Source organism: Fibrisoma montanum (genome assembly GCF_003583365.1).
GTDB lineage: Bacteria > Bacteroidota > Bacteroidia > Cytophagales > Spirosomataceae > Fibrisoma > Fibrisoma montanum.
Genome location: NZ_QXED01000009.1, coordinates 122,887 through 142,566, shown reverse-complemented (window position 1 = coordinate 142,566; position 19,680 = coordinate 122,887). Strand labels below are relative to the sequence as shown.

The window sequence follows — 19,680 nt, the reverse complement described above, 5'->3', positions numbered from 1 at the left end:
CTGAACACCGAAAACCAGACATTGTAAACCGAATTATTCATGTTCGATATATTCATAAAGCGCCCACTATTATCAGCCGTTATCTCGGTCTTAATCTTACTATTGGGTGTGCTGGCTTTAATTGGCTTACCGATCACGCAATTCCCGGATATCGTACCGCCTTCGGTAACGGTTACGGCCAAATACACCGGTGCCAATGCCGAAGTGAGTACGAAAGCCGTTGCCACCCCGCTGGAACGGGCTATCAACGGCGTACCGGGCATGACCTACATGACGTCGGTATCGGGCAACGACGGCGTTACGCTGATTACCATCAATTTTGAAGTAGGTATGGATCCCGACCTGGCGGCCATGAACGTACAGAACCGGGTGACGTCGGTACTGGACGAACTGCCGCCGGAAGTGATCAAGGCCGGGGTGGTGACCGAGAAAGAGGTGAACAGTATGCTGCTGTACATCAACCTGGTCAGTGAGGATCCGTCCGTCGATGAAAAATTCATTTACAACTTCGCCGACATCAACATCCTGCAGGAGCTTCGGCGGATCAACGGCGTGGGATTTGCCCAGATCATGGGGTCGCGGGACTATTCGATGCGGGTCTGGCTGAAGCCCGACCGGATGAATGCCTACAACGTATCGGCGGATGAAGTGGTGCTGGCGCTGCAGAAGCAGAATGTAGAAGCGGCTCCCGGTAAAGCCGGCGAAAGCGCCGACCGCGCCCCGCAGGAGCTCCAGTACGTACTGCGCTATACGGGTAAGTTTGTTACGCCCGAACAATACGCCAACATCGTGCTGCGGGCCGACCCCGACGGCTCAATCCTGCGTCTGAAAGACGTAGCTGATGTCGAATTCGGATCGGCCGAGTACATGATTACCTCCAAAACCGACGGCCGTCCATCGGCGTCGATCATGCTCAAGCAGCGGCCCGGCTCCAACGCCAGCGAAGTTATCGCCAACGTGAAAGCCCGGATGGCCGAGTTGAAGAGCGAAACCTTCCCGGCAGGGATGACCTACAACTACGCCTACGACGTATCGCGCTTTCTGGATGCGTCCATCGACGAGGTACTGCATACCCTGTTTGAAGCGTTTATTCTGGTATTCCTGGTCGTGTTCATTTTCCTGCAGGACTGGCGGTCGACGGTGATCTGTGCGCTGGCCGTACCGGTGGCGCTGATCGGAGCCTTTGCGTTTATGAGCGCGATCGGCTTCTCGATCAACCTCCTGACCTTGTTCGCGCTGGTGCTGGCCATCGGTATTGTGGTCGATAACGCCATTGTAGTGGTCGAAGCGGTTCACGCCAAAATGGCCGAGGAACACCTGGGACCCAGAGAGGCTACGTTCGTGGCTATGAAAGAAATCAGCGGGGCGCTGGTGGCCATCACACTGGTCATGTCGGCGGTGTTCGTGCCGGTAGCCTTTCTGTCGGGGCCGGTGGGTATCTTCTACCGGCAGTTCTCACTGACGCTGGCGATCTCTATCGTCATCTCGGGTATCAACGCCGTCACGCTTACGCCCGCCCTCTGTGCCATCATGCTGAAGCCGCACGACCCGAATCACGTTGAGAAAGGGCTGATGGGCCGGTTCTTCGGTGCGTTTAACCGGTGGTTCGAGCGCGTAACGGGCCGCTACCAGAGTCTGCTGAAACGGGTGGTAAGCCGAACCGTCATCACGCTGGGTATGCTGGCTTTGTTTGCCGGCGGTACGTGGAGCCTGAGTTCCATTCTGCCGAGCGGTTTCATCCCGACCGAGGACCAGGGCATGATTTACGTCAACCTGACAACCCCCGTAGGGGCTACGGTGCAGCGGACGGAGAATGCGATGGATGAGGTGCAGCGGGTAGCCTCTAAAATAGAAGCCGTTGAGAACGTATCGACCCTATCCGGGTTTAGTCTGTTCACCGATGGGGCGGGTGCTTCATTCGGGATGGGCATGATCAACCTGAAAGGGTGGGACGAACGGAAACAGTCGGTCGATGACGTGATTACCGAGCTGGAGGATAAAACGAAACACATTCAGGATGCGCAGATTCAGTATCTGCCGCCACCAACGGTGCCGGGTTTTGGTAATACCAGTGGCTTCGAACTGCGCTTGCTGGACCGCTCCCGTTCGGGCGATCTTCAGAAGGTGAAGGACGTAGCCGACGACTTCATTGCTGAGCTTAAGAAGCGCCCTGAAATCGGTACGGCCTTCACCAGTTTTGACCCGAGCTACCCGCAATACCTGTTGCATGTCGATCAGGACAAGGCCGCGCAGAAGGGGGTATCCATCGAGAATGCGATGAATACGCTGCAAACCCTGATGGGTAGCTTCTATGCAACCAACTTTATTCGCTTCGAGCAGATGTACCGGGTGTATGTGCAGGCTTCGCCGGAATACCGTACCAAGCCCGAAGACGTACTGACGCTGCGGGTAAAGAACGACAAAGGCGAGATGGTGCCATACTCAAACTTTGTCCGGCTGGAGCGGGTCTACGGTCCGGAACAGCTCACGCGCTATAACCTGTACACGTCGGCGATGATCAACGGTAGTCCGGCTCCGGGCTATAGTAGTGGCGATGCCCTGCGGGTCATTGAAGAAGTGGCGGAGAAGGAACTGCCGCGTGGTTTCACCTTCGAGTGGTCGGGTATGTCGCGGGAAGAAGTGCTGTCGGGCGATCAGGCCATCTATATTTTCCTGATCTGTCTGGTGTTTGTGTACCTGCTGCTGGTAGCGCAGTATGAAAGCGTGCTGTTACCATTGTCGGTGCTGTTGTCCTTGCCGGCGGGTATCTTCGGCTCGTTCCTCTGTCTGCAACTGGCAGGTCTGCAAAACAACATCTACGCCCAGGTGTCGCTTATCATGCTCATCGGTCTGCTGGGTAAAAACGCCATCCTGATCGTGGAATTTGCCAACCAGCGTCAGAAGGAGGGGTTGCCAATTGTCAAGGCCGCTATCGAAGGAGCCGTAACGCGTCTGCGACCGATTCTGATGACGTCGTTTGCTTTTATCATGGGGCTGATTCCGCTCTGTATTGCATCGGGAGCCGGGGCGTTGGGTAACCGGTCCATCGGTACGGCGGCTGCGGGTGGTATGCTCATCGGTACCATCTTTGGCCTGGTGCTGGTGCCTGGCCTGTATGTTCTGTTTGCCCGAATCGCTGAGCGGTTTGGTCCAAAAGATTCCGCCGGCGATCAACCATCTAAAAAGTCAATAGCCATTAAAACGAATGCTAACGGTGCCGTTCTTCAAGGATCGTAAATTCATAATACCACTCATCAGTGTCGTCATGGCGGGTAGCCTGGGGGGGTGCCGGATTATGCACAACCCAGCGCCTACGCCGGTTATGTCGGTGCCCACGTCGTATGCCGGTGGCCAGGATTCGGCCAGTATCGGCGACCGGCCGTACCGGACACTGTTTGCCGACCCGAATCTGGTCGCGCTGATCGACACGGCCCTGGCCCGCAACCCGGATCTGCGGATTGCGCTCCAGCGTATTGAAATCGCGCGGGCCAACTACGATATCTCGCAGGGAGTGCTGCTGCCGCAGGTCGATGCGGTGGTATCGGCCGGGGTAGATCGGTACGCCCGGTACTCGCTCAACGGCGTCGGTAACTTCGATACCAACCTGTCGGAGAACATCACCGGACCGAACGTGATCCCGAACCCCACGCCGGATTATTTCGTAGGCTTCCGGGCGTCGTGGGAGCTGGACATCTGGGGCAAACTGCGCAACCAGCGCCGGGCGGCCTATACCCGTGTGCTGGCGTCGCAGGAGGGACGTAATCTGATCATCACGAATCTGGCGGCCGATGTCGCCCGGTTTTATTATACGCTGCTGGCACTGGATGCCGAACTGGAGATCATCCGCGAGAACGAAGCCCTGCAACGGCGGGCCGTAGAACTCGTTGAGGTTCAGAAAGCCGCCGGCCGGGTTACGGAACTGGCCGTGCAGCAGTTCCGGGCGCAGCTCCTCAACACACGCAGCCTGGAGGGTCGGGTGCGGCAGGATATTGTCCGGACTGAAAACCAGCTGAATGCGCTGCTCGGGCGGTATCCGCAACCCATTACGCGCGGAGAATCCATTGAAAAGCAGCAGTTGCCGCCGGTTGTAGCGGCCGGGATTCCGTCGCAGTTGGTACGTCGTCGGCCCGACATCCGGCAGGCAGAACGTGAACTGGAAGCGGCCAACGTGGACGTAGCCGTTGCGCAGGCGCAGTTCCTGCCCTCGCTGAACCTGACGCCCTATGCCGGTCTGAACGCGTTCCGGGCCAGTGTGCTGGTCAATCCGCAGTCGCTGGCGCTGGGCGTGCTGGGCAGTCTGACGGCCCCGGTCTTCAATCGCCGGTTCCTGAAAGGCAATCTGCGCGCCGTTGAAGCGCAAAGCCGGGAAGCGTACTATGGGTATCAGCGGGCCATCCTGACCGGCGTATCGGAGGTGGTGACGAGCCTGAAAGGGCTGGAAAACTTCAGGAACGTAGCGGATCTGCAAACGCAGGAGGTAGCCGTTCTGCGGCAGGCCGCCCGAACCTCCGATGATCTGTTCGGAACCGGCTACGCTACGTATCTGGAAGTGATCACCGCGCAACGATCGGTTCTGGATGCTGAGCTAAGCCTGATCAACACCAAACAGGCGCAGTTCCTGTCGCTCATCGACCTGTACCGGGCGCTGGGTGGCGGCTGGCAGTAAACCCTAAGAGCATAAAGTAACTCAGGAACCGCATACTGGACACAATATAAAAGGATTGGGAATGCTTCCCAATCCTTTTATATTGCAATGTCACCTCACTCCTTACGTTTCGTTCACCTTCTGGGTAGCCAACGACCTGAATTAGTTGTGGTGGTAGAGTGCCGCCCGTTCGGGCTGCTATCGTGTCCGTGCAACCGCTCGTTGCTGGGCAGGCTGCGGTGATTGTAACCTATAATTGCCAACTGGACCGGTCCGATTATGTGCTGACACGTATTAGCTGGCTAAAAATCGCAGTTGCACTTACGTCGTGTGAGCCTGTTGAACTGATAAATACTTAGGTTCTCTCGCTTAATAACAGGCTTCAGTATAACGCATAAATTGCAGAATGTTTATGGTGTTGGGACGAAGACATACGGCGCTATTTTGCAACGTTCGGAAGCTTGTTTCCTTGGGTATAACAGCTTGCCTGGCAGGATGCTTTAGCTGCCAGCGCCCCGTTGATCCGATAATAATAGCCGAAGAATCGCCAACTATCATCTCACCAGCCGTCGTTAGTATCCAGCCACTAGCTTCCGATCAAGCCGAGATAGTGGTCAAAGCGGGCTTCCAGTTTGCAGATACCAATTGGCAGCTTACATGGCTTGATCAGGCCGGTCAGCGTAAAGCGCTGTCTGCTGGGCAGACCCAGCGGCTTACCCAGTTTAACATAGTTCCTTACCGGGTTGGCGGGCTAACCGTTGGGCAAACGTACCGGCTGCGTTTCCAAACCCGCAATGCCGGGGGCGACTCGGTCAAGGTGGAGCGGCTGTATACCCACCGCCTGAGCGGCCCGCGCTGGCTGCGGCTGGCCCATGCACCCCTGGTGGGCGGGGACTTTGCTGGCAGCGCACTGAGTACGGATAACACCCCCGAACGCGATGACCGCCGGTTGCTGTCGGTGTGGCGATACCAGAATGAGAGCAAGTGGCAGACCTTGTACTACGATACGCAGAATGATGACTGGGTGCCGGTGAATGCTCAGCCGCCCACACCACGGCATGGGTTAATACGTTACCGACTAAGGGCTGTTGAAGGGGTTTACTATGACCTGGCCGGACTGGGCTTTTTAGTCAACGAGGTGCTGCCCAGCCAACGGGTGTACCTAAAAGACATGGGCGGGCTGCGTATTATCGAGCCGTTCTTTGCCGGCCCCGATGGCGAAGTTCGCTTCTTTACGACACTTGACCGGGCTTACCAACTGGTTGAAGGGTCGCAGCAGGTCTGGGTGCGACGGGGTGACTGGGGGCAGTACCGCACAACTGATTTTCCAGAGCCAACGGGTACGCTGGCTACTTTCCGGATTGGCGACACCGGCTACGTCGTCAATCAGCGGCCGGGGCAGGCTGCTCATCTGTGGGCGTTTGATATGCAGCGTGAACAGTGGAGCCGCCGTGCTGACTTCCCAGGTCCGGTTCGTCGGCAGGGCATTGGCTTCACGGCGGGCAGCCGGGTTTTTTTTGGGCTCGGCCTTAACGCCAATGAGGATACGTTACGCGATCTTTGGCAATACGACCCCGCCACCGATCGCTGGCAGTACGTAACGGATTACCCTGGGCAGGGCAGTATCTATCTGACGGTGGGGCAGCAACCCGGCCGTACGTTTCTTGGTTGGGGATACGAGCATCAGCCTACGGCCGCTGGGGGCATCCGGTTGGTGGGCTGCACGGATTGGTGGGAAATACAACTTTGATTGATTCACGAGTCCTGATCCGGGGATCGGGTTATGCAATGATACAACGGCTATCAATCAGTGTATTATTAATAGGTCTGCTCATCGCCTGTGTGGATCAGGTAGACTTGCCCATTCGCCAGACGGAGCGTCGGTTGGTTGTTGAGGGATTGGTGACCGATGGGCCGTTTCCCTGGGTACGGCTTACCTACACCGGACGCTATACATCCGCTAACCCCGCCCCACCCGAGTTGGTTGTCAACGATGCGCTGGTGGTCATCCGCGACGACCAGGGGCGAAGCGTACGGCTGGTGCCCGATCCATTTGCACCGGCTTACTACAGTCTGCGCGATAGTACCTTCACTGGGCAAGTAGGTCGTTCTTACATCCTGTCTGTAACGCTGCCGGACGGCACCAGCTACGAGTCCCGGACCGAACGGCTGAATCCAGTCCCTGTGCTCGATCCGCTTCGGGCACGTTACCGTCGACGACTGGATTACTTACGCCAACCCGACGTATACGATATTTTGATTGATACCCAGGACCCACCCACCCCCGAAAACTACTATCGCTGGTCAGCGCTGGCATATGGACGACGCTGGGTCCGATTTGATCCCCAGAATCCTCCGCCCTCCGTCTTCGTTACAGACGATTGTGCATGTTCGTGCTGGGTGCCTACGTACGGGCCTCCGGGCGATGTGTTATCAGACGCACTCGTCAATGGGAATCGCATTAGTGGACGGGTGGTACTGAGTGCGCCCATACAGGCCGTTGGCGCTCAATATGTGCAGGTACAGCAGTTTTCGCTGACCCGGGCGGCTTACCAGTACTGGACGCTCTTTGAACAGCAGCGGACCCGTAGCGGGTCGCTGTTTGATGCCCAGCCCGCCAGCATCGAAGGGAATGTACGGGCCGTCAAGGATACCACCATCCGGGCGTTGGGCTTCTTTGGCGCATCGGCGGTGAGTCAGCAGCGCCTAACCATTCCAGGCGACACCATCAATTACAACCGCTTTCTGGTGCGCTACGGCAAGCAGTTCATTCCGCCTACGGGTAATTGTTTCAGTAATTTTTCTAACCCCATTCTGGTGCCCCCGTCGGGTTGGCCGGCCCGGTAGCGGAGTCGGCAGATCAACGTAGTAAACCTTTTTTCGGCCTATGCGCAGCTCAGTTACGCGTCTTGTTTTTGCTACGGTATTACTCGCTGCGTTGAGCGTATCGGCCCAGAAACGCTTTACGATCAGTGGCGAAGTCATCGACGGTACGACGCAGAAGCCGCTGGCCAACGTATCGGTCTATGATACCAAACAGGGCGCGGGGACCCGTACCGACAGCACCGGCAGTTTTACGATGCGCGTACTGCCCGGCCCCTACACCCTGACCTTCTCGGCGGTGGGCTACTACACCCGCACCCGCTACGTCGATATGCGCCGGGGGGACGCTTACCTCGACGTCGAACTCAACCCCGACATCCGCCAGTTGGCGCCGGTGATCGTAACGGGCCGCGCCCCCGACGCCAACGTAACGGCGGCTCAGATGAGCGTGGTGCGGCTCGATATGAAGAACCTCAAAAACATTCCGGTGGTCTTCGGCGAGGTGGACGTACTGAAGGCCCTGCTGCTGCAACCGGGCGTGACGAGCGTGGGCGAAGGGGCCGCTGGCTTCAACGTGCGGAGCGGGGCGGCTGACCAGAACCTCGTGCTGCTCGATGGGGCCCCGATCTTCAACACCAGCCATCTGCTGGGTCTGTTGAGTAATCTTAACGCCGATGCCATTCAGGACGTAACGCTCTACAAGGGGGGCATTCCGGCCGCTTACGGCGGGCGGCTATCGAGCCTGCTGCTGCTCAATACCAAACCCGGCAACGACGAGCGTTTGAGCATTGCGGGTGGTATTGGCCTGATTACGAGTCGGCTGCTGGCCAACGGACCGCTGACGCGCAACAAAAAACTGACGTTCATAGCGGGTGGGCGCCTAGCCTACCCCAACCTCATGCTGGGCCTGTTTCCCGATCCGACCCGGCGCAACCGGGCGTCGTTCTACGACCTCAACGGGCGGCTCACGTACCGGCTGGGCGAGGGCAGCCAACTGACGGCGACGGGCTACCACGCCTTCGACAGCTTCAAGTTCCCGCAGGATACGGTCTTCGGCTGGCAGAGCACGCTCGCTACCCTGCGCTGGAGCCAACACGTTTCACCCCGGCTAAGTATGAACGCAGGCGCCACCCACAGCAACTACCGCTTCTTTCTGGACGGCCTGACTGCCCAGAATACGTATCGCTACCAGTCTGAAATCCGCCAGCAGGACGCCCGGCTCGACTGGCTTTTCACGCCCGACAAACACCGCATCGAGTGGGGTGGTGCGCTGACGAGCTACCGGCTCAAGCCCGGCTTCATCCGGCCCACCGGCACCGATACCAACATCAACCCGCAGACGCTGCCCACCGAGCAGGCCACCGAGTGGGCGGGCTACGTATCTGACGAGTGGACGCCCATTCGGTGGTTGTCGGTGCAGGCAGGGGTGCGCTACGTGCGCTTCAGTAACCGGGGGCCGGGCGTGGTGTATCAATACGCCGAGGGCTTACCGCGCTCCCGCGAGAGCATCACCGATACGGCGCAGGTGGGCGCGGGGCAACCCATCGCCCAATACGGCGGCTGGGAACCGCGCCTGACCGTGCGGGCCACACTGGCGGCCAATACGTCGCTGAAGCTGAGCTACAACCGCACCCGCCAGTACCTGCACCTGATTTCGAACACTACGTCCATCTCACCGGTCGATTTCTGGAAACTGGCCGACCCGCTGGTGCCCCCCCAACTGGCCGATCAGTGGGCGGCCGGGCTGTTCCGCAACTTCCTGGACAACACCTACGAGGCATCGGTAGAGGTCTATTACAAACAACTCACCGACCTGGTCGAGTACCGTAACGGGGCCACGCTGCTGCTGAACCCTACGCTGGATGCCGACCTGCTGCGGGCCGAGGGTCGGGCCTATGGCGTGGAGGTGAGCGTGCAGAAAACGCGGGGTCTGCTGACGGGCCTGCTGGCCTATACGTTTGCCCGCACCTTTGCCCGGGTGAACACGCCCTTCGCCGTCAATCAGATCAACGGGGGCAGCTGGTATCCGGCTACCTTCGACCGGCCCCACAACCTGACCGTCTCGACGCAGTGGAAATGGAAACGCGGCTGGACCTTGGGCACCAATTTTGTCTGTACCAGCGGCCGCCCCACGACCTATCCCGACGGTACGTATCGCCTGAACGGCGTAGTGGTGCTTGACTATTCGCAGCGCAACGCCGACCGCATCCCCGACTACCACCGGTTAGACGTAGCGTTCACCAAAGACGGTCGGCGCGTGCCGGGGCAGCGACGTTACAGCAACTGGTCGCTCTCGCTTTACAACGTTTATGCCCGGCGCAACGCGTACTCGATCTATTTTCAGCGCATCAACACCACCACCCGCAGCTATCAGCTATCGGTCTTCGGCACCATCATTCCCTCAATCAGTTGGAATTTTACGTATTGATTCCAGGAGGCTACGCTTCCGAGCGCTCCAGCATTTCCAGGCAGGCCCGGCTGTTGTGGTAAGGGCACTTCCACATGCTGATTTTGTCCTTACCCAACACGGTGTGTTCAGCATCCACTCCGCTGAACCACTCTCCGTTTTTGGTGTCGAGCAGGTGTTTTTTGGTAAACTCCCAGCTTTGCAGCGACTTGTCCAGAAACTGCTGTTCTCTGGTGAGCTGATAGGCATTGTAAAAGCCGACCATCGCTTCGGCCATGACCCACCACGACCGTTCGCGATTCCGATGGCCCGTAACCGTATCGTACTCGTAGTTCATGCCGCCGTCGGGGTCAAGGCCGTCCGCAGCGGCCCGCGCCATCCTGATGCCGAGGTCGTTGATTCTTTTTTGCAGTGCCCGGTCTTTCAGAACGTCTGCAGCTTCGGGCAGCAGCCACGACGCTTCAATGTCGTGGCCGTACGAGATGGCCGTCCGACGTACCTGCCAGTCGTCGTTCAGAAATAAATTCATGCGGTACGTTTTCGGATCGACGATGTGGTTCGTAAACGCGTCGAGCATACCCCGGATCTGCGTATCGACAGACTTGTCGGGCCAGACGCGGTACAGGTTCGTAAAAGCCTCCAGGATGTGGAGGTGGGTGTTCATGGTCTTCGTTTCCTGGTTTGCCTTCTTGCTCAGTACAAGCTGATCCGTTGGCGACCAGTCGCGGGCCAGCCCTTCCTGAAAACCGCCCCGTTTGGGGTCGTACGCGTGTTTGACCATCAATCTGAACAACTCCTGGGCCATTGCCTTAGCGGTTGGGTTGTTGGTGGCGCGGACGTATTCGCTCAGGCCATAAAGCGCGAACGACTGGCCGTAAAGCTGCTTGGTGGCGTTGGCCGGTTCGCCCTTGGCCGTTACGGACCAGTAGACACCCCCATACTGCGGATCGATAAAATACTGGTTGATGTACTGAAACGCCTGATCGGCAAGGGGGCGATACTCGTCGTGATGCGTGTGGCGCAGACCCGCCGAAAACGTCCACAGAATGCGGGCGTTGAGCACGATGCCTTTGTCGGCTTTAGGGTCGGGCTGGTTCTGGTAATTCACGCGCCCGTAGAAACCGCCGTTTACCGGATCGGGCGCGTAGCGCTGCCAATAGGCAAGAATATCCTTGTGTTCCTGGTGGAACTGTTGGCGAATGTGGGTCGGCAGCGGAGTAACCATCGGGCAAAAAGTTAGGCGTTCAATGCCAAAAGTGGGGAGTTCCCAACTTCTAACCTTGACCGCCTAACTTTACCCATTGCCGGGAAATTCCGCTATTTGCGGCTGCCGTTCCGGCTGCTGCTATGCCCGGAGTGGCCATGGCCACCGCGCTCTTCCATGAGCTCAGATTTCGTTTTGTCGTTCACGTGATCCTCTTCCGGGCGCTGCACCGTTTTGTCGTGGTTGCCCCGGGTCTGTTCCATGTTGGGCTGGTTGCCGGATGTGTCTCGTGCGTTGACCCGGCGGGTCCGGTCGCTGTTGGGCTGCTTGTCGTTTGAGCCGGGTTGATCTACCGTTTTATTGTTAGCCATACCGTTGTGGTCTAGTTGTTGAGTAGAATTATAACAGGCCAGAAAAGCGATTGTTTTGGATTTTAGTCGCAAAAATCGGCACTCCTCTGAACGGAAAGTGGCAGGTGTGAAGGTGTGGCCTACAGGGCAATGCTAGACGGAGTGCTTTCTTTTCCACTTTTCGTACTTACCCCTTAGTAAATGGACTGCGTTCATCCCTCCGCGTTTCTGGCCGAAGAACTCTAAATCCATGTAAAGCTTTCCTGGTTTATCATCCGGTTTTGCGACCATAAGAAAAGCACAGGTTGCCCGCTGTTCTCCGCAACGCTTGTCTCCGCCGGCTTCTGAGCCCGCTTCAAGAGCACGCATCAGAATCTCATTAATGCTCAGTTGATCGTTCTGCCCGTTAACAACGGCATCCATAATAGCCTTTAGTTCACGAGCACTGGCTAACGTATTACCCTGAACGGATACCCCTTTGGCAGTCAATGCCCCAGTATAGGATGTTGTAGCTTTGCCCGTGTAAGTCATTGGCGTATCCAAATACTTCGTACTTACGATGGCGTATTGTTGCCTTTCCGGATCGAATTCCGGGGCTCTCAAAGCCTGGATGATTTCCTCGGGCGACCGGTGATCTATAATCATCTGTAATCCCTTCTTCCGGGCGTCACTGTTGCTCATCGCCTGGACAACAATAGCTCCTTTACCCGGTGCAATCCTGGCTATTCCCCGGCAACTATGAGTACATGAGGCTCCTGCAATACCGATCTCCCCCGTTTTAGGATCTATGATTATGATTGACCAGGTAGCAAATGCGCTGAGATGTATTGAGAGCAGCACAAGCAGGGTAGCAACTCGCTTCATAGACTTGATTTATCGTTTTATGGAAGATGCATAAGCCGATGGTTTGGTTGCACGAAACCGCTTTCTGAGGGGATGCCAGCACGCCATTGCTCCGTACGCTCAAACTTTCCCTGACCGACCAGCAACGGGAAGCATTACCTTTGTAATCATGCACACCAATTATTATTTCCTCCGCCAGCTCGCCCCCGCTCTTGCCCCCCACCTGACCGGCCTGAAGTTCATGGAGTGCTTCAGCCAGGACCGCGACGAGGTAGTGCTGGTGTTCGCCCAGGCGAAAGGAAAAACGAATTACTACAAGCCTTTTTATATCAAAGCCACGCTGCGGCCCGACTTTTCCGGGCTGTTGTTTCCGGAAGCCGTGCAGCGCGCCCGGACCAACAGCGTCGATCTGTTCGAGGGCGTAACGGGTGGCGAAGAAGGGGTGGGGCGCGTGGTGGTTGGTGTCCGCGCCTTTCTGAATGAGCGTTGTCTGGCCATTCAGCTGGAGGATGACTACACGCTGCTGTTCAAATTCTTCGGGAACCGCCCCAACCTGCTGGCGTTTCAGGGCGCTGCTGTCATTGAGTTATTCAATACCCGGCTTGTTGCCGATCAGCACCTGACGCTCGACGCGCTCGACCGGCCCATCGATCAATCGTGGGAGGCCTTCGAACGGGCCGGCTACGATCATCGTAAACTGTTCCCAACCTTCGGGAAGGAAGTGAATGCGTATTTGAAGCAGAAGGAGGAGGGAGGAAAGGAAGGGTGGTGGAAATGGCAGATTATTCAGGCGATACTGACACAGCTTGAACAGCCGCGCTACTATCTTATCAAATTTGACCATCGCCCAACGCTCTCACTGCTGTACTTTGGGGACGTTTACCGCGAGTTCGATGATCCGATCGAAGCCGCTAACCGATTCTATATTTCCTATAACGGCCTCAGTACGTTCGAGCGCGAGAAGGCCGATCTGCTACGGCTGCTCGAAAAACGCCTGAAGCGCGCTGAAGCGCTCATCGACGCCAATATGCAGCGGCTTATTGCCCGCGAAGAAGGGGCCACTCACGAGGAGATGGGGCATATTCTGATGGCCAACCTGCACGACATACCCCAGGTGCCGGGTGCCCGGTCGCCGGAGCGGGTTGAGTTGTATGACTTCTACCGGGATCAACCCATTACCATCAAGCTCAAGACCGATCTGAGTCCGCAGAAAAACGCCGAAAACTACTACCGGAAGTCGAAAAATGAGAAGATTGAAGAGGAACACCTGAACCAGCAGATTGCCAACCGCGAAGCTGAAATCGAGCAGGTAAAACAGCACGTACAGGCCATTGAAGGCATTCAGACACTAAAAGAACTGCGAAAATACATCAAGCAAACCAACCTGCTTACGGATGTCCCGGCCGATGGACCGGTTCAGCTTTTCAAGGAAGTACAAGTCGAAAACTTTCGTATCCTGATCGGCCGGAATGCGAAGAACAACGATTTGCTGACCCAGAAGTACGCGCACAAGGAAGACCTTTGGCTACACGCCCGCGACGTATCCGGCTCGCACGTAATTATCAAGTACCAGGCCGGTAAAACGTTTCCCAAAAGCGTTATTGAACGGGCCGCCGAACTGGCTGCCTGGTACTCCAAACGACGCACCGACAGCCTCTGCCCGGTCATCGTTACCCCCAAAAAATTCGTCCGCAAGCCTAAAGGATTAGCCGAAGGCCAGGTGACTGTCGACAAGGAAGACGTAGTGATGGTCGTTCCGAGGGGGGAGTGATAGGGAGGAAGGAGAAAAGGGAGGAGAGGAGGAAAGGGAATGGATGGTTTCCCTCCTCCTTTTCTCCCCTTCCTCCCTTTTCTCCTTTCCTATTGCTCCACCGCTATTTCCATCTGAGCGGTCATGAGCCGGTTCATTTCGCCCCAGGTGCAATCCCAGGAGCTTTCGGCCAGGAACGTATCAATTGCCGACCAGTCGCTCGGGTGTTTCTGCTGCAGCGCCAGTTCGATGGCAGCTTCGAAGGCTTTAGCCGTGTCGGCAATCTGCACAAAATCCTGGCTGCCATACGTCCGGACTACGTCGCGGATTGGCGTCGAAACCACCGGCAGCCCAGCCGACAGGTACTCAGGCGTTTTGGTCGGGCTGATAAACCGCGTCGACTCATTCATGGCAAACGGCAGCATCGCTACGTTCCAGTTGCTGAAATAAGCCGGCAGCTGTTTGTAGTCCTTCATGCCCAGGTAATGGACATTAGGTCCCTTGGGCAGTAAGGCCGGATTGATCTTGACAATTGGTCCAATCATGATGAAATGCCAGTCGCGCCGACGCTCGGCTAATTCGCCCAGTAGTTCGTAGTCAAAGCGCTCGTCAATGACACCGCTGAACCCTATACGTGGGTTTGGCAACGACCGCTGATCGACCGGATCGGGCAGGGGACGACGGGCGCTCGAGAAGTGCGTAAAGTCGATGCTGCTCGGGAACGCAAACACGTGTGGGTGCCGCCGTTGCTTGGCTTCGAACAGACTGTAGCCGCCGGTGAACATGATGCCGGCTTTGTCCATCAGGCGTTTTTCCTGATCGAGTAATTCTTTCGGAGCGCCCCAGAACGCCGACAGCTCATCCATGCAGTCGTAGACCGTTAGCCGTGGTTTCAGATGATCGCTGAAAAACAGGGCCATAGGGGTGTAATACCAGGCTACGAAGTCGGTAATGCGCTCTTTCTGGAGCAGTTCGTCAATCAGTTGGCGCTGGTAACGGATAATATCGTCCGGACTGCTGCCGTGGGGCAGGTGCGGAACCACCACCCGAAGCCGGTCATTTTCGGTACAAACCGCCATGCGCAGATCATTTCCGAAGACAGGCTCTTCAATGAACCAGACCCGATAATTACGGGTAGCCCGGGTGAGCAGATGCTGCGGACGCTGGTAAACGAAATTCCAGCGAAGATGAGAAAAGCAAACTAAATCGCGGGTCTCACCAGTCGTCGACGATGAAACGGCGTTGACCGTCGACGCAACAGACGGCACAGAGCTGATTGATAACGATTGAGTATCCGTTAGGGGTGTTGAGTCAGTAACTTTCATAAGAAGTGAGCAGAGGATTAAATAACGTAGGCCGCACAGAGACTGCACAGACTGACGCGGATGTGTGTATTAGAACAGAAACTCACTTCAATTGTTACGATTACCGAGCTAATGGCCATATACGTCTACTGCATCGGCAGCAATAGACGAAAGATTGCCCCGTGGCCGGGCTGGCTGATGGCGGTTATATGACCGCCGTGAATATCGACTACCTTCCGGCAGATGGCCAGGCCCATACCCGTTCCGACGTATTGATTGAGGGGATGCAGCCGCTGGAAAATGGTAAAGATCCGGTCGAGGTAGCGTTCGTCGAAACCCACGCCCTTGTCAACGACATCGATCAGGGCATATCGGCGGCCAGCCTGCGAGGCATCAGTCGCCGACAAATACGTCCGGCACTCGTCGGGTGTGGCTACGTGCCCTTCGATCCGGACCACCGGCGCCTGGCCAGGCTGGTGAAACTTGAGGCCATTGCTCAGCAGGTTCTGAAACAGCTGCCGGAGCAGAACCGTATCGCCCCAGACCGTCGGGAGCGTATCCAGGGTAACCTCCGCCTGTTTGTCCTGAATCGTTACCTCCAGGTCGTCGGCTACCGATGCGATCAGGTGGTTGAGGTCCACCAGACCGAACCCGTCGGGCTTGTTCGACAGACGTGCGTAGGTCAGCAGATCGTTGACCAGCGAACGCATCCGATTAGCCGATTTCTGCATCCGCCCCACCAGATCAGTGGCCGACAGGCTGAGCTGATCGGCGTACTGGTGCTGCAGTACGTCGCCGAAGGCTACAATCTTACGCAGGGGTTCCTGCAGATCGTGGCTCGCTACGTAGGCAAACTCCTCCAGATGCTGATTGGACCGGTGCAGGTTCTGAATGGCCGTTTCCAGTTGCTGCTGGGCCTGTTTGGCGGCTGTGATGTCCTGTAGCGTTGCCACAAACCCATCGTTCAGGCGGGTGAGGGTTACATCGAGCCAGACCGATGCACCCGGCACAAAGTGTTCGACGTGTACGCTTTCGCCGGTAATCAGCAGGTTGTTAAGCCGTTCAAATGACTCGGGCGTAAGGGGGTGAATCTGACTAAGCTGCGTATTAATGAACGAATGGGCCGGTAAACCCGACAATCGTTCGACCATCCGATTGACCAGCGTCGTACGGAAATCGACCAGCTTGCCGGCTCCATCCCGAATGGCCTCAAAAACAGCAATCGCGTTGGGTGAACTGTTCAGAATTTCGTTCAGCAAGGCGCTCTGGTTGGTTAGCCGATGGGCGGTGTTGTGGAGTTCGCTGGTCTCTGAATAGGAGAGCAGCAGCCCATCCTGCCCAAAAGGCGCTACCGATTGGGCAATCCAGACGTCGCGCCCGTTCAGGGTGTATTTTTGTTCAAGTCGCTGGGCAGTGCCGGTTTCAATGACATCCAGGTAGGTCCGCCAGATAACAGAACCCCGAATGGTTGGAAAGAAATCGGTGACGTAGCGCCCGATCACCTGTTCTTCGTCGGCCTGCCTGCCAATGCTGAACGTATCGCGGAGCGCCACTTTATTAATGAATGAATAGCGGAGATTGCTGATCTGACCGGCCTCATCGCGCTCAGCAATGAAACCAACCAGTCCGCTGACGGAGTGCTGAAGAACTTGTTGCCAGAGCGAAGCCTGCTCCTGGGACATAGAGAGGCCTGATTCGGGGGCGAATACAGGATGTTGCATGAAGGTTACGGTGCGTTCACGAATAGATACGTAATTTTATAACATGATAGATTGGGTGTTTCGTATGAAAAATCTGTAGATACACGAAAATAGATTGAGCAAACGGTATGTGCTGTACAAAAAAGCCCCGTTATTGTACAATAACGGGGCTAGTCGGTTGAATAAACCGAACTATCAATACCCTGCGGTCAGCTTTTTGCCTTCATTTAACTCAAACAAATACCCATCCGGATCGGCAAAATAGATCTGAACGACGCCGTCAAAACGGGTTTGCTTATGAAACGGAATCTTTTTCGCGTTCAGATAAGCTTCTGATTTATCCATATTCTCGACAAAGAGGGCAATGTGGCTGCCGTTACGATCGTGGACAATCGGCTCAGTCCGGCCCGCCAGCAAATGAATCTGCTGACCGTTACCTATATCAAACCAGGCCCGGATGGCCTTCAAATTTTCCGGCACAGGAATGGACTTCAATCCCAGAACCTCGCGGTAAAAAGCCGTGCTCGTCGGAATATCTTTGACGTGAAGCGCCAGGTGATTATGCCGGATAACCCCCAGCTTGTCCTGCCCGAACGCCGTTCCGGACAAGAACAGGAACGCAAAAAGAAACTTTTTCATACTGCAGAAAGAAGCTACTGGTGCAAAACTACCCGGCTTTGTCGGCCGGTTGATGTCTCCACTGTGAGGACATAGCGCCCGGCCGGCAGCCCCCGCATCCCGACCGTGCGGCTATGCGAACCGGATGGAACCACTGCTTCGGTGAGTGTCCGAACGGGTTGGCCGGGCAGGTTGGTCAGTGTCAGCGTGACGGGGCCGGCTGATGCGGTACCAAACGTAACGGTGAGTGTTTCGGTTGTTGGATTAGGGAATACCTGAACGGCCAGATTGGTAATGGCGGGCAGGGACGTAACGGTGTTGAGGTATTCCACCGTTTTCAGAATGTATGCATCAGGGTCAACGACAACGCCCGTAACCGGTCCGCGACCGGTCAGGCTGAAGGTCTGATCGGCCCGGTTGTTCACGATAGTAACGGTCGTGTCACCCGCAGCCGACTGAATCCGTACCTGAACCGGCATGGTAAAGAACGTGGGTTGCCCCGACGACATGCCATTACGCTGCTCAATCCGCAGCGACACCCCTCTGGGCGAACCGTTTCCCGTGTAAGAAACCCGGTAGGCGGGGTAGCCCTCACCGTAAATCCACTGCTGAAAGAAGTAATCCAGTTTCTGCCCGGACACCTGTTCGGCAACGGTCCGAAAATCGTCGGTCAGCGCCGTACCGTAGGCCAGACCCGGTGCGGCTGCGTAGGTACGCAGTGTCCGGAAGAACAGACTGTCGCCGACAATTCCCCGCAGCATGTGCAGCACTACGGCTCCCTTGGCGTAGGTGCGGTTATAGGCAAAGATACTGTCGGCGTTGTTCACCGACCGGACATACAACGTCCCTCTTGCCGTACGGGCCAGCCGCATGTAATAGTCTATCAGCGATGCCGCGTCAGTCCGGCCGTTCCGGGCTTCCCGGTACACGTATTCGCTGTACGTAGCGAAGCCTTCGTTCAGCCATATACTTGACCAGTCGCGGCAGGTGACCTTGTCGCCGAACCATTGATGGGCCAGTTCGTGGGCGATGATACTCGGATCAAACGTACCCATCGAGCTGATCGTCTGGTGCTCCATTCCCCCAACCCTGGCACCGAACTGCGCGTGGCCATACTTCTCACGCAGGAACGGATAAGGGCCGTATCGTTCGGTGAAAATCCGCAGCATATCGGGTGTCTGGTCCAGATTAGCCCGGTTTTCGGCCAGCGATTCGGGGTATAAGTAATGCGTGACGGGCAGGGTCATGCCGTTGTACGTAAACGGCGTATCGTAGCGTACGTAGTTGGTCATCGCCACCGAAATCAGGTAATGAGCGATGGGATAGCGGTTGCGCCAGCGGTACGTACGGGTGCTGTCCGGATTGTCGGTTGTGCTTTCCAGCGTACCGTTGGACACCGAAACAAAACGGGTCGGGGCCGTGATGCTGACCGACGAGGAATCGGCTTTATCGCCGGGGGTGTCTTTGCAGGGAAACCACTCCGGCGCGCTGAACGGCTGGCTTAAACTCCAAATCTCGGGTTCGCGACTGTGCGTACCGAACACAAATCCGCCGAACCCACCGGTACCGGGCCGGCCCTGATAATAGACCGTTACGGCGAGGGACTGCCCCCGGGCGAGGGGTTGTGGGGACGTAATGGTTAGCTTGTTCTGTTCGTGGCGGAAAGACAGTCGCCGGCTACCCGCTTTGACCGAGTCGACCCGCAGCCCTGCGCCCGGCGTTGTTCCGGAACGTAAATCCAGCGCAAAACTGGAAAGCGCAGGCGCTGTGCTTTTCAGGCCGATGGTAACCGCAGCCCGCAGGTAAGCCGGGGTATGCGTAAGCCGAAGGTCAAGCCCGTAATACGTTACGTCGATGGTGGAATCGCCCGGGTACATCACCCGCGCCCTGGGGTCGGTAGCCAGTTGACCAAAATACCGGACCTTTCCCTGCTGGCAGGCCCGGGCGCCGTCGGCTTCATCTGCCTGAGCCGAGGCCAGCAGCGGAAACAGCAGCAGCAATATGAAGAGCCGGTAGTTCATGCCACGTAAACCAAT

Annotated in this window: 13 protein-coding genes; 6 read left to right on the top strand and 7 right to left on the bottom strand. The window is 56.8% G+C overall.

What is annotated here, in order from left to right:
- Nucleotides 1–39 precede the first annotated feature (39 nt).
- The 5 genes from DYU11_RS26385 (at nt 40) to DYU11_RS26365 (ending at nt 9,896) form a co-directional block, all read left to right on the top strand.
- Entirely contained in the window at nt 40–3,237 is a 3,198-nt protein-coding gene (locus tag DYU11_RS26385) for an efflux RND transporter permease subunit (protein ID WP_119670735.1), read from the top strand.
- A complete protein-coding gene (locus DYU11_RS26380) occupies nt 3,206–4,666 on the top strand; it encodes an efflux transporter outer membrane subunit (RefSeq protein ID WP_262697173.1) in 1,461 nt (486 codons plus the stop codon). Before DYU11_RS26385 ends, DYU11_RS26380 begins: the two co-directional genes overlap by 32 nt.
- 589 nt (nt 4,667–5,255) lie before the next feature.
- On the top strand, nt 5,256–6,395 hold the full coding sequence (locus tag DYU11_RS26375; protein WP_119670734.1) for a Kelch repeat-containing protein: 1,140 nt from the start codon (nt 5,256–5,258) through the stop codon (nt 6,393–6,395).
- Nucleotides 6,392–7,492, top strand: a complete 1,101-nt coding sequence (locus tag DYU11_RS26370; RefSeq protein ID WP_229366056.1) for a DUF4249 domain-containing protein — start codon at nt 6,392–6,394, stop codon at nt 7,490–7,492. The genes DYU11_RS26375 and DYU11_RS26370 overlap by 4 nt, the downstream gene beginning before the upstream one ends.
- A gap of 40 nt (nt 7,493–7,532) precedes the next feature.
- Nucleotides 7,533–9,896, top strand: coding sequence for a TonB-dependent receptor (locus DYU11_RS26365; RefSeq protein ID WP_119670733.1), 2,364 nt, complete (start codon nt 7,533–7,535; stop codon nt 9,894–9,896).
- Between the two features lie 10 nt (nt 9,897–9,906).
- Here the strand turns inward: DYU11_RS26365 and DYU11_RS26360 are convergent, their stop codons facing one another.
- From DYU11_RS26360 to DYU11_RS26350, 3 genes are all read right to left on the bottom strand, one after another.
- Complete coding sequence (locus DYU11_RS26360; protein ID WP_119670732.1) at nt 9,907–11,100, bottom strand: AGE family epimerase/isomerase; 1,194 nt, start codon at nt 11,098–11,100, stop codon at nt 9,907–9,909.
- Between the two features lie 92 nt (nt 11,101–11,192).
- Nucleotides 11,193–11,450, bottom strand: coding sequence for a hypothetical protein (locus DYU11_RS26355; protein ID WP_119670731.1), 258 nt, complete (start codon nt 11,448–11,450; stop codon nt 11,193–11,195).
- Between the two features lie 132 nt (nt 11,451–11,582).
- A complete protein-coding gene (locus tag DYU11_RS26350) occupies nt 11,583–12,293 on the bottom strand; it encodes a DUF1028 domain-containing protein (protein WP_119670730.1) in 711 nt (236 codons plus the stop codon).
- Between the two features lie 148 nt (nt 12,294–12,441).
- Between DYU11_RS26350 and DYU11_RS26345 the strand changes: the two genes are divergently transcribed.
- Nucleotides 12,442–14,043 (top strand): NFACT RNA binding domain-containing protein, encoded by a 1,602-nt coding sequence (locus DYU11_RS26345; RefSeq protein ID WP_119670729.1) that lies wholly within the window; start codon nt 12,442–12,444, stop codon nt 14,041–14,043.
- Between the two features lie 89 nt (nt 14,044–14,132).
- Here the strand turns inward: DYU11_RS26345 and DYU11_RS26340 are convergent, their stop codons facing one another.
- The 4 genes from DYU11_RS26340 to DYU11_RS26325 form a co-directional block, all read right to left on the bottom strand.
- On the bottom strand, nt 14,133–15,347 hold the full coding sequence (locus tag DYU11_RS26340; protein WP_119670728.1) for a glycosyltransferase family 1 protein: 1,215 nt from the start codon (nt 15,345–15,347) through the stop codon (nt 14,133–14,135).
- A 125-nt stretch (nt 15,348–15,472) separates the two neighbouring features.
- Nucleotides 15,473–17,047 (bottom strand): sensor histidine kinase, encoded by a 1,575-nt coding sequence (locus DYU11_RS26335; RefSeq protein ID WP_119670727.1) that lies wholly within the window; start codon nt 17,045–17,047, stop codon nt 15,473–15,475.
- Nucleotides 17,048–17,221: 174 nt separating this feature from the next.
- On the bottom strand, nt 17,222–17,665 hold the full coding sequence (locus DYU11_RS26330) for a VOC family protein (protein ID WP_119670726.1): 444 nt from the start codon (nt 17,663–17,665) through the stop codon (nt 17,222–17,224).
- A 14-nt stretch (nt 17,666–17,679) separates the two neighbouring features.
- Entirely contained in the window at nt 17,680–19,665 is a 1,986-nt protein-coding gene (locus tag DYU11_RS26325; RefSeq protein ID WP_119670725.1) for a M1 family aminopeptidase, read from the bottom strand.
- Nucleotides 19,666–19,680 lie beyond the last annotated feature (15 nt).

What these genes read in the sequence shown, in the direction of transcription:
- DYU11_RS26385 (WP_119670735.1), top strand. Translation starts at nt 40, where the DNA reads ATGTTCGATATATTCATAAAGCGCCCACTATTATCAGCCGTTATCTCG.
- DYU11_RS26380 (WP_262697173.1), top strand. Translation starts at nt 3,206, where the DNA reads ATGCTAACGGTGCCGTTCTTCAAGGATCGTAAATTCATAATACCACTC.
- DYU11_RS26365 (WP_119670733.1), top strand. Translation starts at nt 7,533, where the DNA reads ATGCGCAGCTCAGTTACGCGTCTTGTTTTTGCTACGGTATTACTCGCT.
- DYU11_RS26360 (WP_119670732.1), bottom strand. Translation starts at nt 11,100, where the DNA reads ATGGTTACTCCGCTGCCGACCCACATTCGCCAACAGTTCCACCAGGAA.
- DYU11_RS26355 (WP_119670731.1), bottom strand. Translation starts at nt 11,450, where the DNA reads ATGGCTAACAATAAAACGGTAGATCAACCCGGCTCAAACGACAAGCAG.
- DYU11_RS26350 (WP_119670730.1), bottom strand. Translation starts at nt 12,293, where the DNA reads ATGAAGCGAGTTGCTACCCTGCTTGTGCTGCTCTCAATACATCTCAGC.
- DYU11_RS26345 (WP_119670729.1), top strand. Translation starts at nt 12,442, where the DNA reads ATGCACACCAATTATTATTTCCTCCGCCAGCTCGCCCCCGCTCTTGCC.
- DYU11_RS26340 (WP_119670728.1), bottom strand. Translation starts at nt 15,347, where the DNA reads ATGAAAGTTACTGACTCAACACCCCTAACGGATACTCAATCGTTATCA.
- DYU11_RS26335 (WP_119670727.1), bottom strand. Translation starts at nt 17,047, where the DNA reads ATGCAACATCCTGTATTCGCCCCCGAATCAGGCCTCTCTATGTCCCAG.
- DYU11_RS26330 (WP_119670726.1), bottom strand. Translation starts at nt 17,665, where the DNA reads ATGAAAAAGTTTCTTTTTGCGTTCCTGTTCTTGTCCGGAACGGCGTTC.
- DYU11_RS26325 (WP_119670725.1), bottom strand. Translation starts at nt 19,665, where the DNA reads ATGAACTACCGGCTCTTCATATTGCTGCTGCTGTTTCCGCTGCTGGCC.